This is a genomic window from Marinobacter sp. es.042, from assembly GCF_900188315.1.
In the GTDB taxonomy this organism is placed as follows: domain Bacteria; phylum Pseudomonadota; class Gammaproteobacteria; order Pseudomonadales; family Oleiphilaceae; genus Marinobacter.
On the sequence record NZ_LT897781.1, the window covers coordinates 1,994,050 to 2,014,182 of the forward strand.

A 20,133-nucleotide genomic window follows, 5' to 3' on the forward strand; every position below is an offset into this window, starting at 1 on the left:
GCCACGCACTGCTGCGACTGGTTATGAATTGGCACTACAGCCACCGACTTTTACCACTCGTTGCGTTGAAGCCGGATATTTGCCGAGTAGTGATGCTGGACGAATGGGACGAGGCGAGAAATTACCACCACAGTTGGGGCACTGATTAGCCAGAACACCAGAAGCACATGATTGGCAGAACGTGCATTCAAATGTGCAGATGACAGCCTCACTAGAGTCTGGCGGCAAGTCCTTGTCACAGCACTCGCAATTGGGTCTCAATTCGAGCATAAAACTCTCCGTGCTGATTCATAACGCCAATGATAAGCGGCGGCCCGACAGGGCCGTCCGGTGGAGGCCGAAGGCCGGAACGTACTTAATTGATTTGTTAGGCTTTTAGAGTACAGCACTGGCTTTCTGAACCCTTGCAGGCCCGGCACGGAACGTTGGACTGTGAGCATCCGCAGCCACCATATGCTCGGTATTATCGTGAGCATCAAGAGCCTCTTGCGATGCCCACTTTTCGATAAGAATAAATCTATTCTCGTCATTGGAGTCAGCAAGCAACTCGTACCGCAGGCAGCCAGGCTCTGCCTCTACCAGAGGTTTGAGCGCCTTGTAGGCTTCAATCTGCTCGGCACGCTTGCCCGGCATAACTTCTATGAACACTAGTAGATTGATTTCATCCATGAACATTTCTCCTTTTTGTACACCTGATCTCCGGTGCTGGTTTTGAGCCTAACGCCAGCCAGCATGCGCGGCTACGGAATGGAGGCGAAGCCGCAATGTAGTAGGCGTCGCCGTGCCTGGCCTTGTTAGCTTGAGTTTCACCCGGCCACCGGGGTGTATACAACAGAAACATCATTTGGAATTTTATCTACCCGAATCACCTGCACGTGGGTTGGGTAAAGGATTCCCAAATCGTATGGCCCTTTCCAGTGTAGCTCTGGGGCCAAATCATGATTGCGAATAACCAACACGTTCCCTGGCTCGTTTGGCAACTCCATACCCGCTGGTACCACTGAAACTTGGACACTATAGGGAGTAGTTGCTCCACAATTCCTGCGAAAGCTGATTGCCTCATATTCTCCATTTGGAGAAGCGGTCGCCGAGAGTTCTTCGTTTTCACATAGGTCAGGAAGAGCAAGGTAGGCGATCAGGACTACCGCGACGAACACCGCCAGAATAGTGAGGCTGACGCCTACCATCCACCTTTTGATCCGCTTCATAGACAGTGCGACATCCTTGTACAGCTAACGCTTGCAGCATGCGCGCCTGCGGAATGGAGCCGAAGGCGCAATGTAGTAGGCGTCGCCGTGCCTGCACTGGTTAGTGGTAGGCTGTAAGTAGGCCTTACCTATGGCACCGATTGTTCCGGCAGCTTTAACGCTATAAACACCTACCTGCGCTCTTTAATTATCAAAAAAATCATTATTATTGAGTAAATAACCGAGATCTGAATCATCTTGTCGGTCAAGGTTGAATACGTCCGCTCCGCAGCTTCCTCAAACTCATCGATACCATATATTTCTTCTTCTCTGAACCTGAGCGCGGCTATTCTTCTGCCCTCTGTTAAACGTACCTGAACTTCATCGAAATAATCCACCTGGTACCAAAACGTTCTCGCATTTGAATTGGGAAGAGCGATAGGGTACTCGGTACCGGCAGTTTCGATGCTAAAAGAGCCTTGTGGCGACCTGCTCTTTCCGTTTACAACAATCGTCTGCCAGTCGGAATATTCACCAAAATCCTCTGAGCCAGCTCTGATAAACATCAGAAGCAGTATCGCCCCTATAAAAAGAAATGAAAAAAGAGGCTTCAGTGAGTTCGAAGTCTTTTGGGTTGCTTTTTTTGACAGAACATAGCGGCTCATCCCGAGCTCCTGTAAAACCTCGATCACTAACGCCGAAGCACAGCGGCGACCTTGGAGTGGCGACAAAGGAGCCACGGAAAGGGCGTCCGGCGGCCATCGGCCGCGAACTGCTGCGCCTTGTTATGCATGCTGAGCCACCTTGCGGGATGCCACGACGAAAATTAGCACTGGCAACCACACCAAAATAGCCAGAAATGCCGCTTTGATACTGTAGGGGGCAAAAACTAGCCCATAGATAGCCCACGTTGGTAAATTGAGCCACGCCGACACAAGGCCAGATGCCCAAAACCCCTGGCAGTTAAAGCCAACCACCATGGCATCGGTAAGGTAGCAACCTGCCGAACCAGCAGCCATTGCACCATGTCCGACAAAGGCTGCGATCATGATATCTACCACCACCGCCAAACCAATTAGTGTCAGCACCCCACCTGATAATTTTTTAGCAATTGCCCAGTTCATCATTCTGCATAACGCGGAGCGAAGCGGCGGCCCGTCAGGGACGTCCGCCTTACGCGGCTTGTTATCACTGCCTCAGTCGTACTCTGCATGCTGAGGCAGATCATCTGTAATCTCGAACCAAGGAGCCTTACTCCCCACGAATACATGGCGCCCTGCTTTTACCTCTGGGTCGGTATCAAGTGTTCCGAGTGGGAAACCATAGATCTCGGGGGCTGCATCAAACTTGGTATAGAGGCTGGAGCCACAGTTTGAGCAGAAGCCTTTGTGCTCACCCGGAGAAGATTCGTAAAACTTCAGCAGCTCCTGACCTTTGACGGTTTGCCAATCCGAGGATTGCACCTTAGCGCGGGTTCTGAAAGCCGAGGCATGAAGCTTCCGGCACATTGAACAGTGACAGTTCAGAACATCGGTCAGCGGACCGTTGATTTCGTATTGAATACCCCCGCAGAGACAACTACCTGTTTGCTTCATTCATGCACCTCCTTGTGTGATAACGCTTTTGTTCAGCGGCGACCTTTTTGTAGCGAAGCGGAGAAAAGGGCGTCCGGTGGAGGGCCTTCAGGCCCGGAACAAACTGCAACAACTGGTTAGAGACTTGTACAGTCAAGGATCGAATCGGCCGCTAACCAGTGGTACTCGAACGCAGGCAACTCTTTTGCTTGATCGAGTCTGAGCGGCGTCTGCCTCTTTGCGGCTTTGATGCAGCCCCTGGCTCAACGTATAGGTATCCGCATACTCAAGGACATTAACAAAAATGCTCTCAACTGGATCAAGCTGGCCATCACGAAATTCAACACGCAAGCAGGATATGCGATCGGTTCTCTGCTTCGCGGCTACATCTGCTTCTGCGCGAGTAGCATGGTAATGGCTTATTGTGTATCCGCCTGCATGTTTGTAAATGTTCAGGTAAAAGTACTTTGGTCCAGTCATGACTGTTCTCCAATGAATTTACCTCTAACGCCAGCGACAGGAGCGTCCCTTGACCGCATTGGTTATGTGTTTGCTTCATGATAGGGCCATGTGCCTAAAAACCATCAAACTCGCAAAAAACCAAATCCCGAAACCTACTGTTAGCATCGACTTGAGAAGACCCGATCTCTTTGGTGGCACACAATTCTGGCAAGGTAAATTTTCCACCAACTGAGCCCCACATGTAACGCACAATCCACTCTGTTTACGATAGCTTCGCCTCAATATGAGGAAAAACCATATTGGCAGTAATAAGGCCCAAGGTGCGAGGATTAAGTACTGCCAAATCATCAACTCTCATCCAACACATAACGCTGAGCTAAGCGGCGCCCTGACAAGGGCGTCCGGTGGACGGCCGACAGGCCGGGAACAACCTTAAGCGGCTTGTTATATTTTGCTGGCTTCGGCTTCCGGCTCTCGTCCACCACGCAGCACCAAATATAGCAGCGGCCCCGCAGATACAAACACCGCTGTAAGAACGAAAAACGGGATAAGATAGCCCAATCCTTTGCCGCGGCTTTTCGCATCTTGGTACATCCAAACGCAAGCCAGAGCGGCGAGAATATAGAGATCGATGACGACCTGGGCGGTGTCTGGGCTCGACATGAGTTGTGCACCAAAAGCCAAAAGCGACTGCTCGGCGCCTGCCATAACCCAAAACGTGAAACCCATGAACAAGCAAAGAACGACTAGGGGTAACGTAGATACTCTCATGCTCTTCCTTGGTTGAGGTTTAAGAAATATAACGTTTGCAGCATGCGCGCCCACGGAACGGAACCGAAGGCGCAATGTAGTGGGCGTCGCCGTGCCTGCACTGGTTAGTGGTAGGCTGTAAGTAGGTTTTACCCATGGCACCGATTATTCCGGCAGCTTAAACTACATAAACATCTACCTGCGCTCTTTAACTAACAAAAAAATCATTATTATTGAGTAAATAACCGAGACCTGAATCATCTTGTCGGTCAAAGTTGAATACGTCCGCTCCGCGGCTTCCTCGAACTCATCGATACCATATATTTTTTCTTCCCTGAACCTGAGCGCGGCTATTCTTCTGCCCTCTGTTAAACGTACCTGAACTTCATCAAAATAATCCACCTGGTACCAAAAGCCTCTCGCATTTGAATTCTGAAGAGCGATAGGGTACTCAGTGCCATTACTATCAATGTAGAAAGAACCTTGCGGCGTCCTTCTTTTTCCATCTACAACCATTGTCTGCCAGTTTGAATATTCACCCAAATCTTCTGAGCCAGACCTGATAAACATTAGAAGCAGTATCAACCCTATAAAAATAAATGAAAAAAGAGGCTTCAGTGAGTTCGAAGTCTTTTGGTTTGCCTTTTTATAAAGAGCATAGCGGCTCATCCAGAGCTCCTTTAAAACCCCGATCACTAACGCCGAAGCACAGCGGCGACCTTGGAGTGGCGACGAAGGAGCCACGTAAAGGGCGTCCGGCGGCCACAGGCCGCGAACTGCTGCGCCTTGTTAAAGGTTATTGAGGACAGCTCTCGACCTATGAGCCTGTAAAAATTGAAATACACCGAACCCAACCAATAAAGCGACCGGCAAGTTCGAGCTGTCCATATCTGTGTGTAAAAAGCTGGCAACCGCCATGCAAAATGCTGCGCCTAGAATGTACTCGTGAGGCCCATAGCTGTAGTTGAACCTCAATGACTTTCCAAAAAGCTTTGAGCCAAAATCGACGGGAATCTTCCACTCTTCGGCTTGGTTGATAGCGAACCGGTTTACTTTGGCACGCAAAAATGACCAATAGACGATTTCCTCACCCGGTAATGCAATAACTCGAAAAGCCCTGCCTGTTCCTGCTGTGACTTGATCTATACGCAGGCCAGTGACCTCCGAGAGATCGCCAATTCTCATTGTTCCGTCCAAGAATTGCTTCCGTGCCATAGTTCCTGTCTACCTTTAACGCCGAAGCACAGCGGCGACCTTGGAGTGGCGACGAAGGAGCCACGGAAAGGGCGTCCGGCGGCCATCGGCCGCGAACTGCTGCGCCTTGTTATGATGGGGTGACCCACCACCTAGCTCTTGTGGGGTGTCTGAAAGAGTTCAAAAAAATCGCCGGCAGAAAACAGCGTCATCACCCCAAGAGAACCAAAAACTAAGAAGATACCACCAGCATACACACGCCATGCATACTGCCCGATACCGTCATTGTGGTTACCAGCAGCAATCCAAAGCCGAACCGCACTATAAGGAAACCAAAAATATAGAACTGCAACTATTGGGATCATCGTGAACGCTGGTAAAACCCAAATTGCGACCTCTGGCGATACGACACTAGCGTAACGGACCAACAATTTTGGTATGACAAAAGCCGCCAACACCAGCCAAATGAACAGATAAACCGAATACAGCAAGTGCTCAATGAAAAATATATGAACAGGCTTCCTTGTCACATTCATAGAAAATCACTCATAACGCCTGTGGTAATGGGCGGCTACGGAGCGCAGCGCAGTAGGCGTCCCGTTGACCACTTGGTTAAATTTCGTTGAGGACCAGCTCTGAGAAATACAGAAACCCCGTGTTCTCCAACTGTGCAGAACATGATGGTTTATAAGTCCCACTTTCGTAAGCCTTCGCTGTGGAGTCCAGGTGCCGAAGATATTTTCTCTCAGCCTTTTCCAGTGATGCTTCAGATAACTTTTCATCTAGTTCTGAGGTCACACGAATGAAAAGATCTTGCCACTTCTCCGCAGCTCTCGGCTTCCCACAAATTTCTTCAGTCACCGTCATAACCGCCATTTGCGCAGAAAAAGCTTCGAACGCTTTGGCCATCGGACCTTTCATTTGGCTTGCGATTCTCGCCATTTCTGTGGGAGCAGACTTCTCCTCTTTCGAGAGGCCATCAACGTACTCTTTCAGTTTGGAGTGACCGGCGGGATCGCTTAAGAGCATATCCATTTCACGATTTACTCGTGAGGCGATCGCCGCTTGACGAACAAGTTCTTGCCGTTGGCTTTCGATTGTTTCCATCAAGGCGGCGTAATCAAAACCAAGCTGGGCGTCGATGTAGTTCTGAATATATTCACCCCCATTTTCTTCGCTATCTGAAGATGAACAGGCGGTGAGTACTAATGCCAAGAAAACTGAGGAAAACGTCCGTGTATATCGATTCACTCTCAACTCCGATCAAGAATTTAACGCGGAAATAAGCGGCGGCCCGACAGGGGCGTCCGGTGGACGGCCGTCAGGCCGGGAACGAACTTAATTGACTGGTTAAAGGCAGGTACTGTCGCTGCCTGATCCCTGGCACTGACCATGACGGCCTACTCCGTTACCTTGCACCGGCTAGCGCCGATACCGTTTGTTTGAAACCACCGCCAATGTTGCGGTGGATGAACCTGACACCAAAGGTACCAGATCCTGACTGAATTTTCGGCGGACAGCCCGGAGCGGCGAACACCTGACTTAATGCCAACACCGTTGACGATTGCAGCAACCAAATCGGACGCGGATTCGACGGCCTTGGTGCTCACCAGATGAAACGGGTCTGGTTGCCAAGCCCGGCACCAAGGCCACTGGCACACAGCCACCCAAAAGGACCGAAGCCTTTGCCATTAACGCCTTGGCTTTGCGGCGTGACGGAGCGCCAGCGTAGGAACGTCCGCCAACAGCAATTTGTTAAGCATTTTATGATTTAATAGCTTTGTGCAATCTACCTTTGTTTCCTTTGAAAAGGCAGCGTGCCTCGAACTTTTTGAAATACTTGGCCGCTTTCGACGCTTCCACTGTTAACTCTCCCAACTTATGCCCGGACGAGTTTTTAATATCACTATGTGTAGGCTGCCATTTGTAGTGAATAAAGGCATTACGAGCTTCAGAAACCTTCTTGATCGTTTTTAAATAATTAGCGTTAAATGTTGGCAGTCCTAAAACCTCAAGCACCCATGTTAACTTTCCTTCAAGGTTTACGGTACGCAGTATGCCTTTGGTAACATTAGCACTGAGATCTGACCTATGGAGTGTGGTACCGATAATCCGGTTAATTGTGTGCTCGTAATACGTCGCGTAGAACATCAGCGCTAGCTCGAAGCTTCCTTCATTAGTGAAATTCTCTGCGTTTGGAAGCAGTTTATCCCGATGATCAATCGAGATTTTAATTTCCGGAAGACCTTCTAGAAGCGACACAACTTTTGAGCGTAGTGCCTCTCCATCCTTCAAGTCCTCGGCGGTCAGCTTTCCAGACGCAAGCAACCCCTCGTAAATCTTGCGAATAACGCTATTTAAATGCCGTCTTTCTTCCTTTGATTCCATCACACATTACTGCTCTATTAGTGCTTAACGCTGAAATAAGCGGCGGCCCGACAGGGGCGTCCGGTGGAGGCCGCAGGCCGGAACGTACTTAATTGACTGGTTAAATTCAGCCTGACTGATTGCCATAGAGCCTTGCCCCGTAAACGATGTGCACATAGAAAAGAAGCGGCACAAAAATCAGAATCGCCAAACCCACGATCCCCTGATGCTCCAGAGATTGTCGATACGTCGGTTTGATAGCTCCAAGGGAAACTACGTAAAAAACAAGTCTCGACACTTGAATGAAGGGCCAAGCCACGACCAGAAAGAGTATCCACAGCACCGAAGCAACAACAAAAGCTTGGGCAAGTGACTCCAGCGTGCTGACGAATCCCGAACTATTGTCTTGCACAGGCTCCCTCAAATTTAACGCTAGCCATAAGCGGCGCCCGACTAGGGCGTCCGGTGGAGGGCCATCGGCCCGGAACAACCTTCATGGCCTTGTTAGGCCTTAAACGTAAACAAGCAATGCTGGCGCATACGCAGACCAGTAAAGAGCGACTGTACCCGCAAAGCTCATGGAAATTGCGGCGAATGGCAACCATTTGGATGCGCGAAACAGTGCTGAAAAGGCCAAACCGAGACACAGAATAGGCAATACCACCCACCACTGAATCGTCCGGAAAACAAACTCCGAGTAAGCAGTCTGCTCTACACCAAAGCTATACCAGAGTTGCGTAAATGACTTGGCGGCCTCTGGTTGGTTTAGCGCATAGATAAAGTAGGACTGCGCAAACACGAAGAACAGAATGAACGACCAAAAAAACAGCTTCTTCATACTATGACCTAACGCAAAAACGAAGCGGCGCGTCTCACGCGTCCGCCTTCCGTGTCTTGTTAAATTCCGGACTAGCGTACGCCGCTTGGTTTTTCCTCAATCCGAGCATTACCAATAACCCCAATGCCATTCCGATTGGAAAGGCTTTCAATGAAACTAAAGCGGCTAAAATGCCAGCGATCTTACCCCATCGCTGCTTTGTAAGGAGCCCAATTCCGCCAACCGTATAAATCATCCCCCCCAGCAGCACATAGGCGTCAAACTTGGACCAAGTACTACTGATAGGCACTTCAAAATCAACAATAGCAGCCACTTGATAATTCTTACTGATCAACCACCATAGATCTTGCATACCATTAAACAGCCAATAAGCCGCAACTACTTTTACAATGATCAACAAGAGTCCGTTCCGCTCCTGAGATGAAATAATCTCTTCACCCATTAACAACTACTCCAAAAAATTTAACGCCAGCAATAAACGGCGCCCTGACAAGGGCGTCCGGTGGAGGCCGAAGGCCGTAACGAATTTAATTGCCTTGTTATGAGTGCAGCCAACGTTGCACCCTCACTTTATCCTGACCAACGACCCGCTCGATTAATTCCGCCAAAAAATCCATGTTCTCGTAATGCTCGAGCCTTGTGCCCTGAAGCTCCGAACCTTTCAAGATAATGGAGTCGACTCGGGACCGCCTCTTGTTCAGCACGAGCTTATCAACTTTACGGAGGTCGATCTCCGTCTTGTAAGCACTGCCTCGGCTTACGAGATTTTCGCCAATGATCTCAAGATGGTGATCTTTAGCATTATTGAGAAATCGCCTCGCTCCAAGCCAGTTAAGACCTGAACAGAAAACTACTAATAGGGCTACTATTGATACTCCCGCAACTAGTGATGCCCCGCTTGCGAAACATAAAAGACCGCCGATCAGAGCAATTAATGCAGCACTAACGAAAGGGCCTCGTCGCCGTTTTCGCAAATACTTTTCTGAAACATTGAACTTCATACGCTACTCATAACGCCAATATTCAGCGGCGGCCTTTACGCAGCGAAGCGGAGAAAAGGCCGTCCGGTGGAGGCCCTTAAGGGCCGCAACGAACTGGAATGACTGGTTATATTTTGTCATCGACCAACCGCGTGTAGCCCAGTGGAATACTGCCCCCTACGAAAGACTCGTAACTTACCCAGTACATGCTAGCGTCGCCAGAGTCCTGCTCAATATTTATGGCGAAGCAATCTCCTTTTGAGCAAACCTCAAAAGCATATGGCTGGCCACTTGGGTTTGTACCCGAAGGACCTTTCCATTGATAAAGGTTCGATATGGCCTCCTGTAGAACAGGCTTCGGATCAGCGGTAATTGGCGGCGATACGGTCACACCAGTTTCTGTTTTGCCAAGCTCATCATCCAACACTTTGACTATGGCTATTCGAGACAGAAAAAAGAAGGTGAGCGGGACCACTAAAAAAGAAACTGAGATGTAGGGAATTTTCCGCCTTCCGCCCATGGCCCTCACAAGCGACACCACACACAGAACCATGCCGATTAAGACAGCCAATGCCATGAAAGGCGATAAGATATCGATGGCTGAGAGAAGCTTCATGGGTACCTTTTAAAAATATAACGCGGAGCGAAGCGGCGGCCCGTCAGGGACGTCCGCCTTACGCGGCTTGTTATCACTGCCTCAGTCGTACTCTGCATGCTGAGGCAGATCATCTGTAATCTCGAACCAAGGAGCCTTACTCCCCACGAATACATGGCGCCCTGCTTTTACCTCTGGGTCGGTATCAAGTGTTCCGAGTGGGAAACCATAGATCTCGGGGGCTGCATCAAACTTGGTATAGAGGCTGGAGCCACAGTTTGAGCAGAAGCCTTTGTGCTCACCCGGAGAAGATTCGTAAAACTTCAGCAGCTCCTGACCTTTGACGGTTTGCCAATCCGAGGATTGCACCTTAGCGCGGGTTCTGAAAGCCGAGGCATGAAGCTTCCGGCACATTGAACAGTGACAGTTCAGAACATCGGTCAGCGGACCGTTGATTTCGTATTGAATACCCCCGCAGAGACAACTACCTGTTTGCTTCATTCATGCACCTCCTTGTGTGATAACGCCAGCAATAAACGGCGGCCCGAAAGGGGCGTCCGGTGGAGGCCCTGCGGGCCGGAACAAATTTAATTGCCTTGTTATGGGCGGCCATTAAAAGTAACCCTGACAATTCCATCCTCGATGTCTTCACCTTCAATGGTCTCTATTGCACGGTGCGCTGTCTGATAAACCAAAAAGGCATGTCCCATACTGGGGACCCCTCGGGAGGCCCACATTAGGGAAATTTCTGCGTAGAAGCTGTAAATCAGCGCCCATTTTTTACCAAGCCAACTGGTATTTTGCCTGACCATGATCAGAGACTTTTTCTGCCGATTAATGTTTAGGGCAAATTGCTTTTTCCGTGCAGCGGGGATATCGAATGACAACCTTCCGCGACCACTAAGTGCGTCGAGTACTTCAGTGTAAGTTTTCGGAGTGTCATCTCTCATGCGAGAGCCCCATAACGCCGCCAACACGCGCAGCTTTGCAGTGGAGGCGAAGCCGCAACGAAAAAGCTGTCGCTGTGCTTGGCCTTGTTAACCCTGGGCAGAAAATGCCTCGTGGTAAGAAACTTCCCCTTGTGGGAACTCGCCGGAAAACGAAAGCGCCTGAAAATACTCAGCAGGCACTCCGGGATAAACCAAACCATCTACAGCTTTGAATCCGAAACGCCCATAATAGTCAGGGTCACCAAGCAATACACAGCCAGAAGCACCCATTGCCTCCAGAGCGGCTAGAGAGCTTTTCATTAGTTTAGAGCCAACACCGCGCCTCTGATACTCGGGAAGAACGGATATTGGCCCAAGCCCAAACCAACCGGTTGCACCGTTTGATAAAGTGACGGGCGAAATTGCAACATGACCAATAATCTCTCCGCCTACTTTTGCAATCTGAGAGATCGTTAATGCCCCATGACGGCGTAGAGCGGCAACAATGAATTGCTCTGTGTGATCTGCATGGGGAGCATTTAAGAATGCCTTCGCAGTAACTTCATGTATTAGCACTGCGTCATCAGTGCTTTCGTTGCTGATTTGAATATCCAATCTCGACCTCTTTGATGGGTTAACGCTGAAACTTTGCGGCAATTTTGGAACCGCGAAGCGGTGGAAAAATTGTCCGGCAACAGTGCATTGTTATGCGGTGTCGGCAGGCGTACCGCACTTCATGCATCTTTCCGGGATCGACAATACTCTGATAAAGCTGAAAGAAACCCCGTAATGCCCATCACATGCTTTGCACTTCATGCCAGTGACGTAGTGCACCCAACCTAGACCAAAAACCAAAACCGCCATAGGGCCCAGGACGAACATGGGCCAAACGACCTGAAAGTGCTCGCAGAGCTCAATCACTATAAGCTGCGGAACGATTACTACCGGAGCTAAACCGAAAGCCATCGCAAAACTTCTAAGTCGAATATTCATGATTCCGTATAACGCCAGCCATAAGAGGCGCCCTGACAAGGGCGTCCGGTGGAGGGCCATCGGCCCGGAACAGACTTAATGGCATTGTTATGTGTTATTGTCGTGGTTCCCGCCATGAATCGACTTTTCCACGCATGAAGATAACTTTTCCACCATTTGGGTAATACCAAAAAGCCAGGTTACCGCCATCGACTCGCTCGGGCTTGCCAAGAACTCTTTCAACATCATCGTAGTTCATTGCCGTCACGAGCTTTCTCCAGTTTGCAATGGATTTCCATCCCTCTCCATTCGTTACGACTTGCTGGCCTTGGCCCAAATCACCAAGTAAAGATTCCAGCTTCGATAACCGGAGCTTTAGCTCTTGGACTTCTTTTTCCAGTCTATCAATCCGGGCACTGTCATCCGCCTGGACGTTGGCGGCGACACTGAATGAGAGAAACCCAATAAGGATAATGGTTTTAAACATCGCCTCTCCCTGTGAAACATAACGCTTGCAGCATGCGCGCCCATGAAATGGAGCCAAAGGCGCAATGTAATGGGCGTCGCCGTGCCTGCACTTGTTAGCGAATTCTTTCCTGTGCCCGACGTGCCGCGATAACTATCTGTTGAACAGTGGCAGTAAACGACTTGATCGCATCACAATCAAGTTCATTAAGATCCCCTTTCAATGCGCCTTCAGATGCCTCAATGTACTCCAAAAGAACGTCGTCCGGATCTAGTTCGACTAATCTGGATTGCGCTCTCAGAGAAGCCGGCACCGCCTCAAAATTGATGTTGTTTAGGCCACATTGCATGTGTGCCACGCGCAACATTCCGTAGACCTTGGCCCACCCTTCAACCATTTGTTTCACGTACACTTCTGATTTTCGATTGCTCTCGTCCAAAGCAGCCAAATGCCGCAATGATTTCTCCTCGCAGGATGTCCCCTTCCCCTTCGACGCTGCTTTAGAGCAACGCTCCTTGTCCAGCTCTTCGATAAATGCCTCGTTTTCCGAAGCCATCTTGCTCATGGACTGATTGATTAGTTGCAGTTCAGAGAACAAACGCTCGTCCAAGCTCTCTGACGCGAAGAGCGCTATAGGGAAAACGAAAAGAAGAAAACTGATGGGGTAAATGTATAGCAATCGCATATGTACTTTTCTCGCTAACGCTGAAAATAAGCGGCGCCCGACTAGGGCGTCCGGTGGAGGCCACAGGCCGGAACGAACTTAATTGACTTGTTACTTGTTGCCAGCGATTTCCTCCAAAGCCCTTCTAATACAGGAGTGATCGCTTTTCACGAGCGCGTAACCACCAAAAGTTAGTAGGCCACAGGTAACAAAGCCAAATAACGAGAAGCCCTGAACAAACATTATTGCAACGCCCAGAGCGCCAAAAGCTATTCCAACGCCAGTGGCCAAACTTAGATCGCTGAATTTCCCAACGATGCAGGCTTTACCGTCGATTTCCTGAACAAAACCATCGAATCGCCCTCTCCCAGGGAAATGGAAGGGACCCGCCCTCCGAATCAACTGGATTCGAGATCCCTCTACGCGACCATCAATTTCTTTAGGTCGCGAGTACCAAGTTTCATAATCGACGAAACTTGCAGCTCTCGCGAGAATTGTGTCCTTGGAAAAATCAGAATCGCAGCGATAGTTCATACAAGTAACGCAGAGCTTTGCGGCGATTTTGGAACCGCGAAGCGGTGAAAAAATTGTCCGGCAACAGCGTCTTGTTATGCGTTTCTCTTTCCAATTCTCTCTCTACGCTCTTTCTCAATTTCAATGCAGAATTCCTCAGGAGGAAACATTTCCTGAAAGTCGGTTTCGAAAGTTGCAATCATACGATTGAGGCATCCTATAAGTTTATGAGCGTTGTTCACTGTTTCGCGGATGAGATCACCTTCCTCAATGTCATTGTCTCCGCTTTTTTCAACGTATCGTGTGGTTGCAACTCCCCCATCATGTTCATAGACGTGACGACGGCAAAACATCTTGTTCACGAAGCTGCGATCCGCTGCCATGCCTTTAAGTAGACTGATATCAAAAAACTTGTTCAGTAACTCTTCAAAATTATCAATATTGTGAAACAAAAGTTTTTCTAATTGGTTCACTCTCGATTCTTTCATCGGTACGAGAGAAATTAGCTGATTTACATAGTCTCGTGCTGCTGCATCAAATTCTGAAACTGCCTGCTTAACCGCGACAGAAGCAGATATATCACCACTCTTTAATTTGGATCTGATTTGTTCAAGCGCAACACGTTGCTGTTCAGCCGAATTTCTCCACCCACATGAAGAACAGTATCCGTATTTCCCACGAATATCGTTATAACTATGGCAAGCGGAGCATTTGAATTCTGTTTGCTGGGCTGTAGATGTGTAGTAAAAATCGGGCCTTGGTTCACCCGTTACGGAGTCTGCTAAGACATCCATATCAATCACTACTTCCCTGGTAGTGTCTACTTCTGCTTCGTATATGGCTTTATACAATGACTCGACATAGTGCGATATGTATACCTTTTGAGGAGGTGTAAGGAAATGATACGACTCTGCACGAACGCCGCAATACGGACAAGTTAATAGAAATTTCGCAGGGATATTATCAGAGCGAAAATGTTTGCTGCAGCGTGGGCATTCATGACCAAATCTACCTTGCGAATCTGATGCCATCATCACAGCAATACAATTCGGGAATGGGGGTGCATTCCAAGGAGTACCGATACCTCCCATATCTATATTGCCACATGCAAAACCATCAGGATGGGCATAGACGCCAACAAGACTTGCGGGGCGCGGTGACGAATGCGAGTAGCCGATTTGGTACTTTACCTGGCCCTCTGAGTCACAAATGATAGTAAAAGTGACTTTTCCCCCGGTGTGCCCAACTTCAGTGAAGTCCTCTCTAGTCATATCGTCCTGTCAAACCTAAATAATAATGCATAACGCTGAGGTAACCGGCGCCGGAGCGCAGCGGAGGGAACCAAAAGCGGTACGCTTTTGGTGTCCGGTTGACCGACTGGTTAAGGGCCGGTTACCCGTTGTTTTGTATTGGCACCCAAGTCTGAATGCCTGCTCCCGATACCTTGTAACAACTTGACGGATTGCGCCAGGAACCAGAACACCGAATGAGAGGATTTCCCCAGCGAATGCGCCGGATTGCCCCGCGACCTGAACACAAAATTACCGGCCAGAACCGTTGCCAGACTGAGGGCTGTTTTCTGCTTACCGGCAACCCCCGAAGCTGCGGCCAGACACCAGACCAAAGAACACCGGAGCAAGGCCTTTAACGCCAAGCACAGCGGCGGCTGAAAGCCGTCCGGTGGCCGTAGGCCACGTACTGATGCGCCTTGTTAATCACAATTTACCACCGTACCCCGAATAACAAACGAACCGGTTTTTGACAGAAGAGCAAAATCCAAGTGGTAGAGATTACAATCGGGAGGAAGTGAAAATAATCAAAGTAACCATCGGGCACCATTCCCATGAAGAACAGAATGGCCTCTGATAGACCGTGGAAAAAATATAGCGTTACGATGATCAGGAATGACCAGTGAGCCCAGGCTTTAAGATGAAGGACCCCAAAAACAGTAAACAAGCCCCAAACACTGTAGGCCAACAGAGTCCAATACAAAGGTGAAGGTGAGCTTTCAGTTATGGTAGTAAGTGCAATGTCGCCAGCAATAAACGCCAGCCAAATCGCACCAAAGGCGATTTCCCCAGGACGCCTTTGGTCAAGTTCAGCTTCTGTTTCGACTTTTCCCTGTCCCAAAACTATCTCCGATGCTATTCCAATGATTAACGCCAATATTCAGCGGCGGCCTTTGCGTAGCGACGCGGAGAAAAGGCCGTCCGGTGGAGGCCCGTCAGGGCCGTAACGAACTGGAATAACTTGTTAAAGGTTTTTGAACGCAGCTCTCGCCTTGTAGGCTTGTATCCACTGGAATAGACCAAGCCCCCCGACAAACGCGGCCAGTGCACTCGACCCATCCATACCTAGCTGTAAAAACGCAGCCATCCCTATTAACCCTACTCCGCCTGCCACGTACTCGATAGGCTCGTAACTGTACCCAAACTTCAGTGACTGCCCATAAAGGCTAGGCTCAAAATCAACTGGTACTTGCAGTTCTTCCGATTGCTTTGTGGCGAAACGGTTTGCTTTAGCACGGGAAAATGACCAATAGACAATTTCCTTCCCTGGTAGCGCAATGACTCTGAAAGCTCTGCCCGATGTTCCCGCTGTGACTGGAGTTATGCGCAGAGCAGTAACTTCCGAAAGATCAGTCACCTTTATCGCTCCATCCAGAAATTGCCTCCGTGCCATGACTACTGACCTACCTTTAACGCTGAGCGAAGCGGCGGCTGAAAGCCGTCCGGCTTACGCGCCTGGTTATGTTTGTAGGTTCACGCCAACGCTTCGACAATGCTGAGCAATCAATTCCCAGCGCGTATCCGCTACTTGCGTAAATTCTTCACGCCAATCCGGACATTCGTCGAAATACCTATCAGAAGCTCCGGCTAGAAACTGATCTATTTCGTTAGCTTCAAAACCTATACCCAGTTTTTCGAAATGCTTTCGATAATCCTCGATGATTCTCAGCGATTGAAGGTCACCTGAAAGCTTCAGAAGCCTCACTACCAGTGGGCACCATTCCATACTGTATGTGAAAAAGTGATCCCAACCTTGCATGTCGGCTACAGACTCGAGGTAAGCAACTGCGAAGACTGGCCACTCGTGCTCGGAGAGACTGGCTTCGTCTCGCATCCCTTTCTCAAAAATTTTATCAACACTCAGAGCCCGCATAATTTCTCAAACATAACGCCGCCAGCATGCGCGGCTTTGTAGTGGAGGCGCAGCCGCAACGAAAAAGGCGTCGCCGTACCTGGCCTTGTTAGCCATTGGGTGCCACAACAGACAGCACAAAATCTTTCGGAGGGCTGAGCTGACAATTGCGAGCTCCTTCTGCAGCGCCCCAGCCAAGCCAAACCCGATTTTCTTTCTCTGCCATTTGGCCCATCAAAAGTTGGAAACTGCTCTGTAGCGCCAAAAGCTCACCGTTTTTATAGTCTTCGATAAGGAAAATAAATTTCCTCACGTCGTATTTATTTCGAGGTCCATACCGGTATCGAATAACGACATCAGACACATCGGTTTTGCTTTGGCGTTGCCGATAATGTTCTTTTCCTCCAACCATGCCGCACAGCCCCAGCTTAAGCTGATCTTTTTTGGTTGCAGAGATAATAAAGCTTCCTTCGCAAAATAAATTATTCCGTGGTCTTGAGGAACTCAAATCATCGCTGCTAAATAAAAGTTGTACGGTTTGAAACCTTTCCGGCTCGCTCAAGAGCTTAGAAGCCAATTTTGTTGGATAGTAATCTTGCTCGATTACACCCGAAACGGGGTAATACTCTAAAGCAATGCTGTTAGAACTGACCTGCGAAAAGACTTGTTCCTTAGCGTCGCGACATGCTTCTTCAAAGTGAGCAAACCTTTCATCGTCCGTAACCCGGTCGGTCAGATACGATAGAAACGCAACCAAGGCAATTGCGGATATGATCATTGCTAGAGCGACTTTCAAAAACCTTCACCTCGGTTCTGGCTAACGCCAAGCTAAGCGGTGCCCTGACAAGGGCATCCGGTGGACGGCCATCGGCCCGGAACAACCTTAATGGCCTTGTTAGGTCTAAACATGTACGAGCAATGCTGGTGCATACGCAGACCAATAAAGAGCCACTGTACCCGCGAAGCTCACGGAAATTGCGGCCAATGGCAACCATTTGGTTGCGCGGAACAGTGCTGAAAAGGCCAAGCCTAGACATAAAACAGGCAATACCACCCACCACTGAATCGTACGGAAAACGAACTGCGAATAGGCCGTTTGCTCTACGCCAAAGCTATACCAGAGTTGCGTAAATGACTTGGCAGCCTCCGGTTGGTTTAGCGCATAGATAAAGTAGGACTGCGCAAACACGAAGAAAAGAATGAACAACCAAAAAAACAGCTTCTTCATACGATGACCTAACGAAATATGTTCACGTGCCGGAGCGAAGCGCAGGTCGCGTGCAACGTGTTGTTAAACGGAACGTCCAGAAAGACTGTCATATTGCTCTTAGTCACAGGCCACTCCATACCCTGAAGACACCCCTGGGAAGCTCTCAGGCCAATCGTCAGCGCGGGCAACCAAGACGAGAAGGCACTCAACAAAGGCGACCACGATCGAGGATTGATCGGCTTTCCCTCAAGAACCAGAGCAGACGCATCAAGCCGCGACTTATGCGTCTGCTCTGGTTCTTGAGGGTAGCAAGGAGAGCGCTCAACGGCGATCCGCATTATTTGTTTTCTTGCACTCGATTCCAGATTGAAAATAATGCTGTTTATCTATACAGTTATTTACTCTAACCCACGGTGATTCGGCAAGAAAACTTTGCACCTCACCCACCGCTTTAACGAAATATGTTCACGTGCCGGAGCGAAGCGCAGGTCGCGTGCAACGTGTTGTTAAACGGAACGTCCAGAAAGACTGTCATATTGCTCTTAGTCACAGGCCACTCCATACCCTGAAGACACCCCTGGGAAGCTCTCAGGCCAATCGTCAGCGCGGGCAACCAAGACGAGAAGGCACTCAACAAAGGCGACCACGATCGAGGATTGATCGGCTTTCCCTCAAGAACCAGAGCAGACGCATCAAGCCGCGACTTATGCGTCTGCTCTGGTTCTTGAGGGTAGCAAGGAGAGCGCTCAACGGCGATCCGCATTATTTGTTTTCTTGCACTCGATTCCAGATTGAAAATAATGCTGTTTATCTATACAGTTATTTACTCTAACCTACGGTGATTCGGCAAGAAAACTTTGCACCTCACCCACCGCTTTAACGCGAAGCTTAGCGGCGCCCTTGTAATGGAGGCGAAGCCGCCATGTAAAGGGCGTCCGGCGGCCAACGGCCGCGTACTACAGCGCCTTGTTAAATAACACCAATGTATGCAGCGGCGATGAGGAGGCTGACAACTGCTGAAAGCGAAATTAGAACCACACCGAACCCTAAAACGCCTCTATGCCAGCCTCTCAGGCTCATCCAATAAGTCTCAAATTCAAAGAACTGCTTGCCAGTCACCAGATGTAAAACTCCTACCAAGGCTAAAACCCCAGGCAAAGCAACCACAGTCATCTGGCCAACCGCCCTCCAACTGGTCGAGGCAGGGTTTAGCCCCTCATGAAGGACGAAATGAAAAACCAGACCGTATCCGATGACACCCGCAACTATCTGTATGACGCCTTTTTTCCTAATTGACGACTTCAAAGACATTATCAAATTCCGCTGTCACGATTACTTAGAGTTCAGGATGCAAAGAACCAACAAAATAGGACCTGCGGTATTGAAATGAAGGCGAAGCCGAAATTTTAAAACCGACGCCGCGACCAACATTTTTTTACGTGTGGCCAGCATAGTGTGCATCAGTACACACTGGCAGTTTCATCAACGATGAATTGAGCTTTATTTTTGACACACCAAGCTTCTAGCTCCTGCTTTAGCTGAGGCCACAGATCCTTTGCCCAAGTTGGAGCTTTCCGCTCCCACACTGATTGCGTGGGAAGATAAGCAGAGAGCACCCCCATCGGGAGCTCAAGAACAAATGCACCACCGGGCCCGGTAACGACCAATTCTTCTTTCCATCTTGGCTCAAATTTGAAAATACTCATCATTATTTACATTTAACGAAATATGTTCACGTGCCGGAGCGAAGCGCAGGTCGCGTGCAACGTGTTGTTAAACGGAACGTCCAGAAAGACTGTCATATTGCTCTTAGTCACAGGCCACTCCATACCCTGAAGACACCCCTGGGAAGCTCTCAGGCCAATCGTCAGCGCGGGCAACCAAGACGAGAAGGCACTCAACAAAGGCGACCACGATCGAGGATTGATCGGCTTTCCCTCAAGAACCAGAGCAGACGCATCAAGCCGCGACTTATGCGTCTGCTCTGGTTCTTGAGGGTAGCAAGGAGAGCGCTCAACGGCGATCCGCATTATTTGTTTTCTTGCACTCGATTCCAGATTGAAAATAATGCTGTTTATCTATACAGTTATTTACTCTAACCTACGGTGATTCGGCAAGAAAACTTTGCACCTCACCCACCGCTTTAACAGCTAATTATACGAACGCGTTCGCATATCACCCGTTCGCAAAACTCCACTCAAACACGCTCAAGAAAAAACAAACTTCTTCTGTAAAAACAATATCTTGAGCACTAATCACCACGGCTACCGCCGGAGTTATACGCCCTATCC

Annotated in this window: 30 protein-coding genes; all 30 read right to left on the reverse strand. The window is 49.2% G+C overall.

The window, feature by feature from the left end:
- Positions 1 to 21: 21 nt before the first annotated feature.
- A complete protein-coding gene (locus CFB02_RS09270) occupies positions 22 to 270 on the reverse strand; it encodes a DUF1272 domain-containing protein (RefSeq protein WP_088557776.1) in 249 nt (82 codons plus the stop codon).
- A gap of 105 nt (positions 271 to 375) precedes the next feature.
- Positions 376 to 669: a putative quinol monooxygenase gene (locus CFB02_RS09275; protein WP_088557777.1), complete on the reverse strand. Its 294-nt coding sequence runs from the start codon at positions 667 to 669 to the stop codon at positions 376 to 378.
- 137 nt (positions 670 to 806) lie between these two features.
- Complete coding sequence (locus CFB02_RS09280; protein ID WP_088557778.1) at positions 807 to 1,208, reverse strand: DUF5412 family protein; 402 nt, start codon at positions 1,206 to 1,208, stop codon at positions 807 to 809.
- Positions 1,209 to 1,378: 170 nt separating this feature from the next.
- The gene (locus CFB02_RS09285) at positions 1,379 to 1,852 is read right to left on the reverse strand and encodes a hypothetical protein (RefSeq protein ID WP_088557779.1); all 474 of its coding nucleotides are present in this window, start codon (positions 1,850 to 1,852) and stop codon (positions 1,379 to 1,381) included.
- Between the two features lie 120 nt (positions 1,853 to 1,972).
- On the reverse strand, positions 1,973 to 2,314 hold the full coding sequence (locus tag CFB02_RS09290; RefSeq protein ID WP_088557780.1) for a hypothetical protein: 342 nt from the start codon (positions 2,312 to 2,314) through the stop codon (positions 1,973 to 1,975).
- A gap of 69 nt (positions 2,315 to 2,383) precedes the next feature.
- Positions 2,384 to 2,782 (reverse strand): GFA family protein, encoded by a 399-nt coding sequence (locus tag CFB02_RS09295; protein WP_088557781.1) that lies wholly within the window; start codon positions 2,780 to 2,782, stop codon positions 2,384 to 2,386.
- 885 nt (positions 2,783 to 3,667) lie between these two features.
- A complete protein-coding gene (locus CFB02_RS09300) occupies positions 3,668 to 3,994 on the reverse strand; it encodes a DUF2834 domain-containing protein (protein WP_088557782.1) in 327 nt (108 codons plus the stop codon).
- A gap of 174 nt (positions 3,995 to 4,168) precedes the next feature.
- Positions 4,169 to 4,642, reverse strand: coding sequence for a hypothetical protein (locus CFB02_RS09305; protein ID WP_088557783.1), 474 nt, complete (start codon positions 4,640 to 4,642; stop codon positions 4,169 to 4,171).
- 120 nt (positions 4,643 to 4,762) lie between these two features.
- Complete coding sequence (locus tag CFB02_RS09310; protein ID WP_172835811.1) at positions 4,763 to 5,158, reverse strand: hypothetical protein; 396 nt, start codon at positions 5,156 to 5,158, stop codon at positions 4,763 to 4,765.
- Positions 5,159 to 5,319: 161 nt separating this feature from the next.
- Positions 5,320 to 5,703 (reverse strand): hypothetical protein, encoded by a 384-nt coding sequence (locus tag CFB02_RS09315; RefSeq protein WP_088557784.1) that lies wholly within the window; start codon positions 5,701 to 5,703, stop codon positions 5,320 to 5,322.
- 76 nt (positions 5,704 to 5,779) lie between these two features.
- Positions 5,780 to 6,418, reverse strand: coding sequence for a hypothetical protein (locus CFB02_RS09320; protein WP_088557785.1), 639 nt, complete (start codon positions 6,416 to 6,418; stop codon positions 5,780 to 5,782).
- A 513-nt stretch (positions 6,419 to 6,931) separates the two neighbouring features.
- The gene (locus CFB02_RS09325; RefSeq protein ID WP_088557786.1) at positions 6,932 to 7,555 is read right to left on the reverse strand and encodes a hypothetical protein; all 624 of its coding nucleotides are present in this window, start codon (positions 7,553 to 7,555) and stop codon (positions 6,932 to 6,934) included.
- A gap of 106 nt (positions 7,556 to 7,661) precedes the next feature.
- Positions 7,662 to 7,946, reverse strand: coding sequence for a hypothetical protein (locus CFB02_RS09330; RefSeq protein WP_157677804.1), 285 nt, complete (start codon positions 7,944 to 7,946; stop codon positions 7,662 to 7,664).
- 99 nt (positions 7,947 to 8,045) lie between these two features.
- Positions 8,046 to 8,372 (reverse strand): hypothetical protein, encoded by a 327-nt coding sequence (locus CFB02_RS09335; RefSeq protein WP_088557788.1) that lies wholly within the window; start codon positions 8,370 to 8,372, stop codon positions 8,046 to 8,048.
- Positions 8,373 to 8,406: 34 nt separating this feature from the next.
- Positions 8,407 to 8,814 (reverse strand): hypothetical protein, encoded by a 408-nt coding sequence (locus tag CFB02_RS09340; RefSeq protein WP_088557789.1) that lies wholly within the window; start codon positions 8,812 to 8,814, stop codon positions 8,407 to 8,409.
- A 97-nt stretch (positions 8,815 to 8,911) separates the two neighbouring features.
- On the reverse strand, positions 8,912 to 9,373 hold the full coding sequence (locus CFB02_RS09345) for a hypothetical protein (RefSeq protein ID WP_088557790.1): 462 nt from the start codon (positions 9,371 to 9,373) through the stop codon (positions 8,912 to 8,914).
- 106 nt (positions 9,374 to 9,479) lie between these two features.
- On the reverse strand, positions 9,480 to 9,968 hold the full coding sequence (locus CFB02_RS09350) for a hypothetical protein (protein ID WP_088557791.1): 489 nt from the start codon (positions 9,966 to 9,968) through the stop codon (positions 9,480 to 9,482).
- Positions 9,969 to 10,049: 81 nt separating this feature from the next.
- Positions 10,050 to 10,448 (reverse strand): GFA family protein, encoded by a 399-nt coding sequence (locus tag CFB02_RS09355; RefSeq protein WP_088557781.1) that lies wholly within the window; start codon positions 10,446 to 10,448, stop codon positions 10,050 to 10,052.
- Positions 10,449 to 10,546: 98 nt separating this feature from the next.
- Entirely contained in the window at positions 10,547 to 10,897 is a 351-nt protein-coding gene (locus CFB02_RS09360) for a hypothetical protein (RefSeq protein WP_088557792.1), read from the reverse strand.
- 87 nt (positions 10,898 to 10,984) lie between these two features.
- Positions 10,985 to 11,491 (reverse strand): GNAT family N-acetyltransferase, encoded by a 507-nt coding sequence (locus CFB02_RS09365; protein ID WP_088557793.1) that lies wholly within the window; start codon positions 11,489 to 11,491, stop codon positions 10,985 to 10,987.
- A 472-nt stretch (positions 11,492 to 11,963) separates the two neighbouring features.
- On the reverse strand, positions 11,964 to 12,335 hold the full coding sequence (locus CFB02_RS09375; RefSeq protein WP_088557795.1) for a hypothetical protein: 372 nt from the start codon (positions 12,333 to 12,335) through the stop codon (positions 11,964 to 11,966).
- A gap of 94 nt (positions 12,336 to 12,429) precedes the next feature.
- The gene (locus tag CFB02_RS09380) at positions 12,430 to 12,912 is read right to left on the reverse strand and encodes a hypothetical protein (RefSeq protein WP_172835818.1); all 483 of its coding nucleotides are present in this window, start codon (positions 12,910 to 12,912) and stop codon (positions 12,430 to 12,432) included.
- A gap of 177 nt (positions 12,913 to 13,089) precedes the next feature.
- A complete protein-coding gene (locus CFB02_RS09385; protein WP_088557797.1) occupies positions 13,090 to 13,512 on the reverse strand; it encodes a hypothetical protein in 423 nt (140 codons plus the stop codon).
- Positions 13,513 to 13,586: 74 nt separating this feature from the next.
- Positions 13,587 to 14,762 (reverse strand): hypothetical protein, encoded by a 1,176-nt coding sequence (locus tag CFB02_RS18095; protein ID WP_157677806.1) that lies wholly within the window; start codon positions 14,760 to 14,762, stop codon positions 13,587 to 13,589.
- A 451-nt stretch (positions 14,763 to 15,213) separates the two neighbouring features.
- Positions 15,214 to 15,621: a hypothetical protein gene (locus CFB02_RS09395; RefSeq protein ID WP_088557799.1), complete on the reverse strand. Its 408-nt coding sequence runs from the start codon at positions 15,619 to 15,621 to the stop codon at positions 15,214 to 15,216.
- Between the two features lie 123 nt (positions 15,622 to 15,744).
- Complete coding sequence (locus CFB02_RS09400) at positions 15,745 to 16,137, reverse strand: hypothetical protein (protein ID WP_157677807.1); 393 nt, start codon at positions 16,135 to 16,137, stop codon at positions 15,745 to 15,747.
- A 102-nt stretch (positions 16,138 to 16,239) separates the two neighbouring features.
- Positions 16,240 to 16,653 (reverse strand): hypothetical protein, encoded by a 414-nt coding sequence (locus CFB02_RS09405; RefSeq protein WP_088557801.1) that lies wholly within the window; start codon positions 16,651 to 16,653, stop codon positions 16,240 to 16,242.
- 88 nt (positions 16,654 to 16,741) lie between these two features.
- A complete protein-coding gene (locus CFB02_RS09410) occupies positions 16,742 to 17,428 on the reverse strand; it encodes a hypothetical protein (RefSeq protein WP_157677808.1) in 687 nt (228 codons plus the stop codon).
- Positions 17,429 to 17,533: 105 nt separating this feature from the next.
- Positions 17,534 to 17,860 carry a hypothetical protein gene (locus CFB02_RS09415; protein ID WP_088557803.1) on the reverse strand — a complete coding sequence of 109 codons (327 nt, stop codon included), beginning with the start codon at positions 17,858 to 17,860 and terminating at the stop codon, positions 17,534 to 17,536.
- 951 nt (positions 17,861 to 18,811) lie between these two features.
- Positions 18,812 to 19,153, reverse strand: a complete 342-nt coding sequence (locus tag CFB02_RS09420; protein ID WP_088557804.1) for a hypothetical protein — start codon at positions 19,151 to 19,153, stop codon at positions 18,812 to 18,814.
- Positions 19,154 to 20,133: the final 980 nt, after the last annotated feature.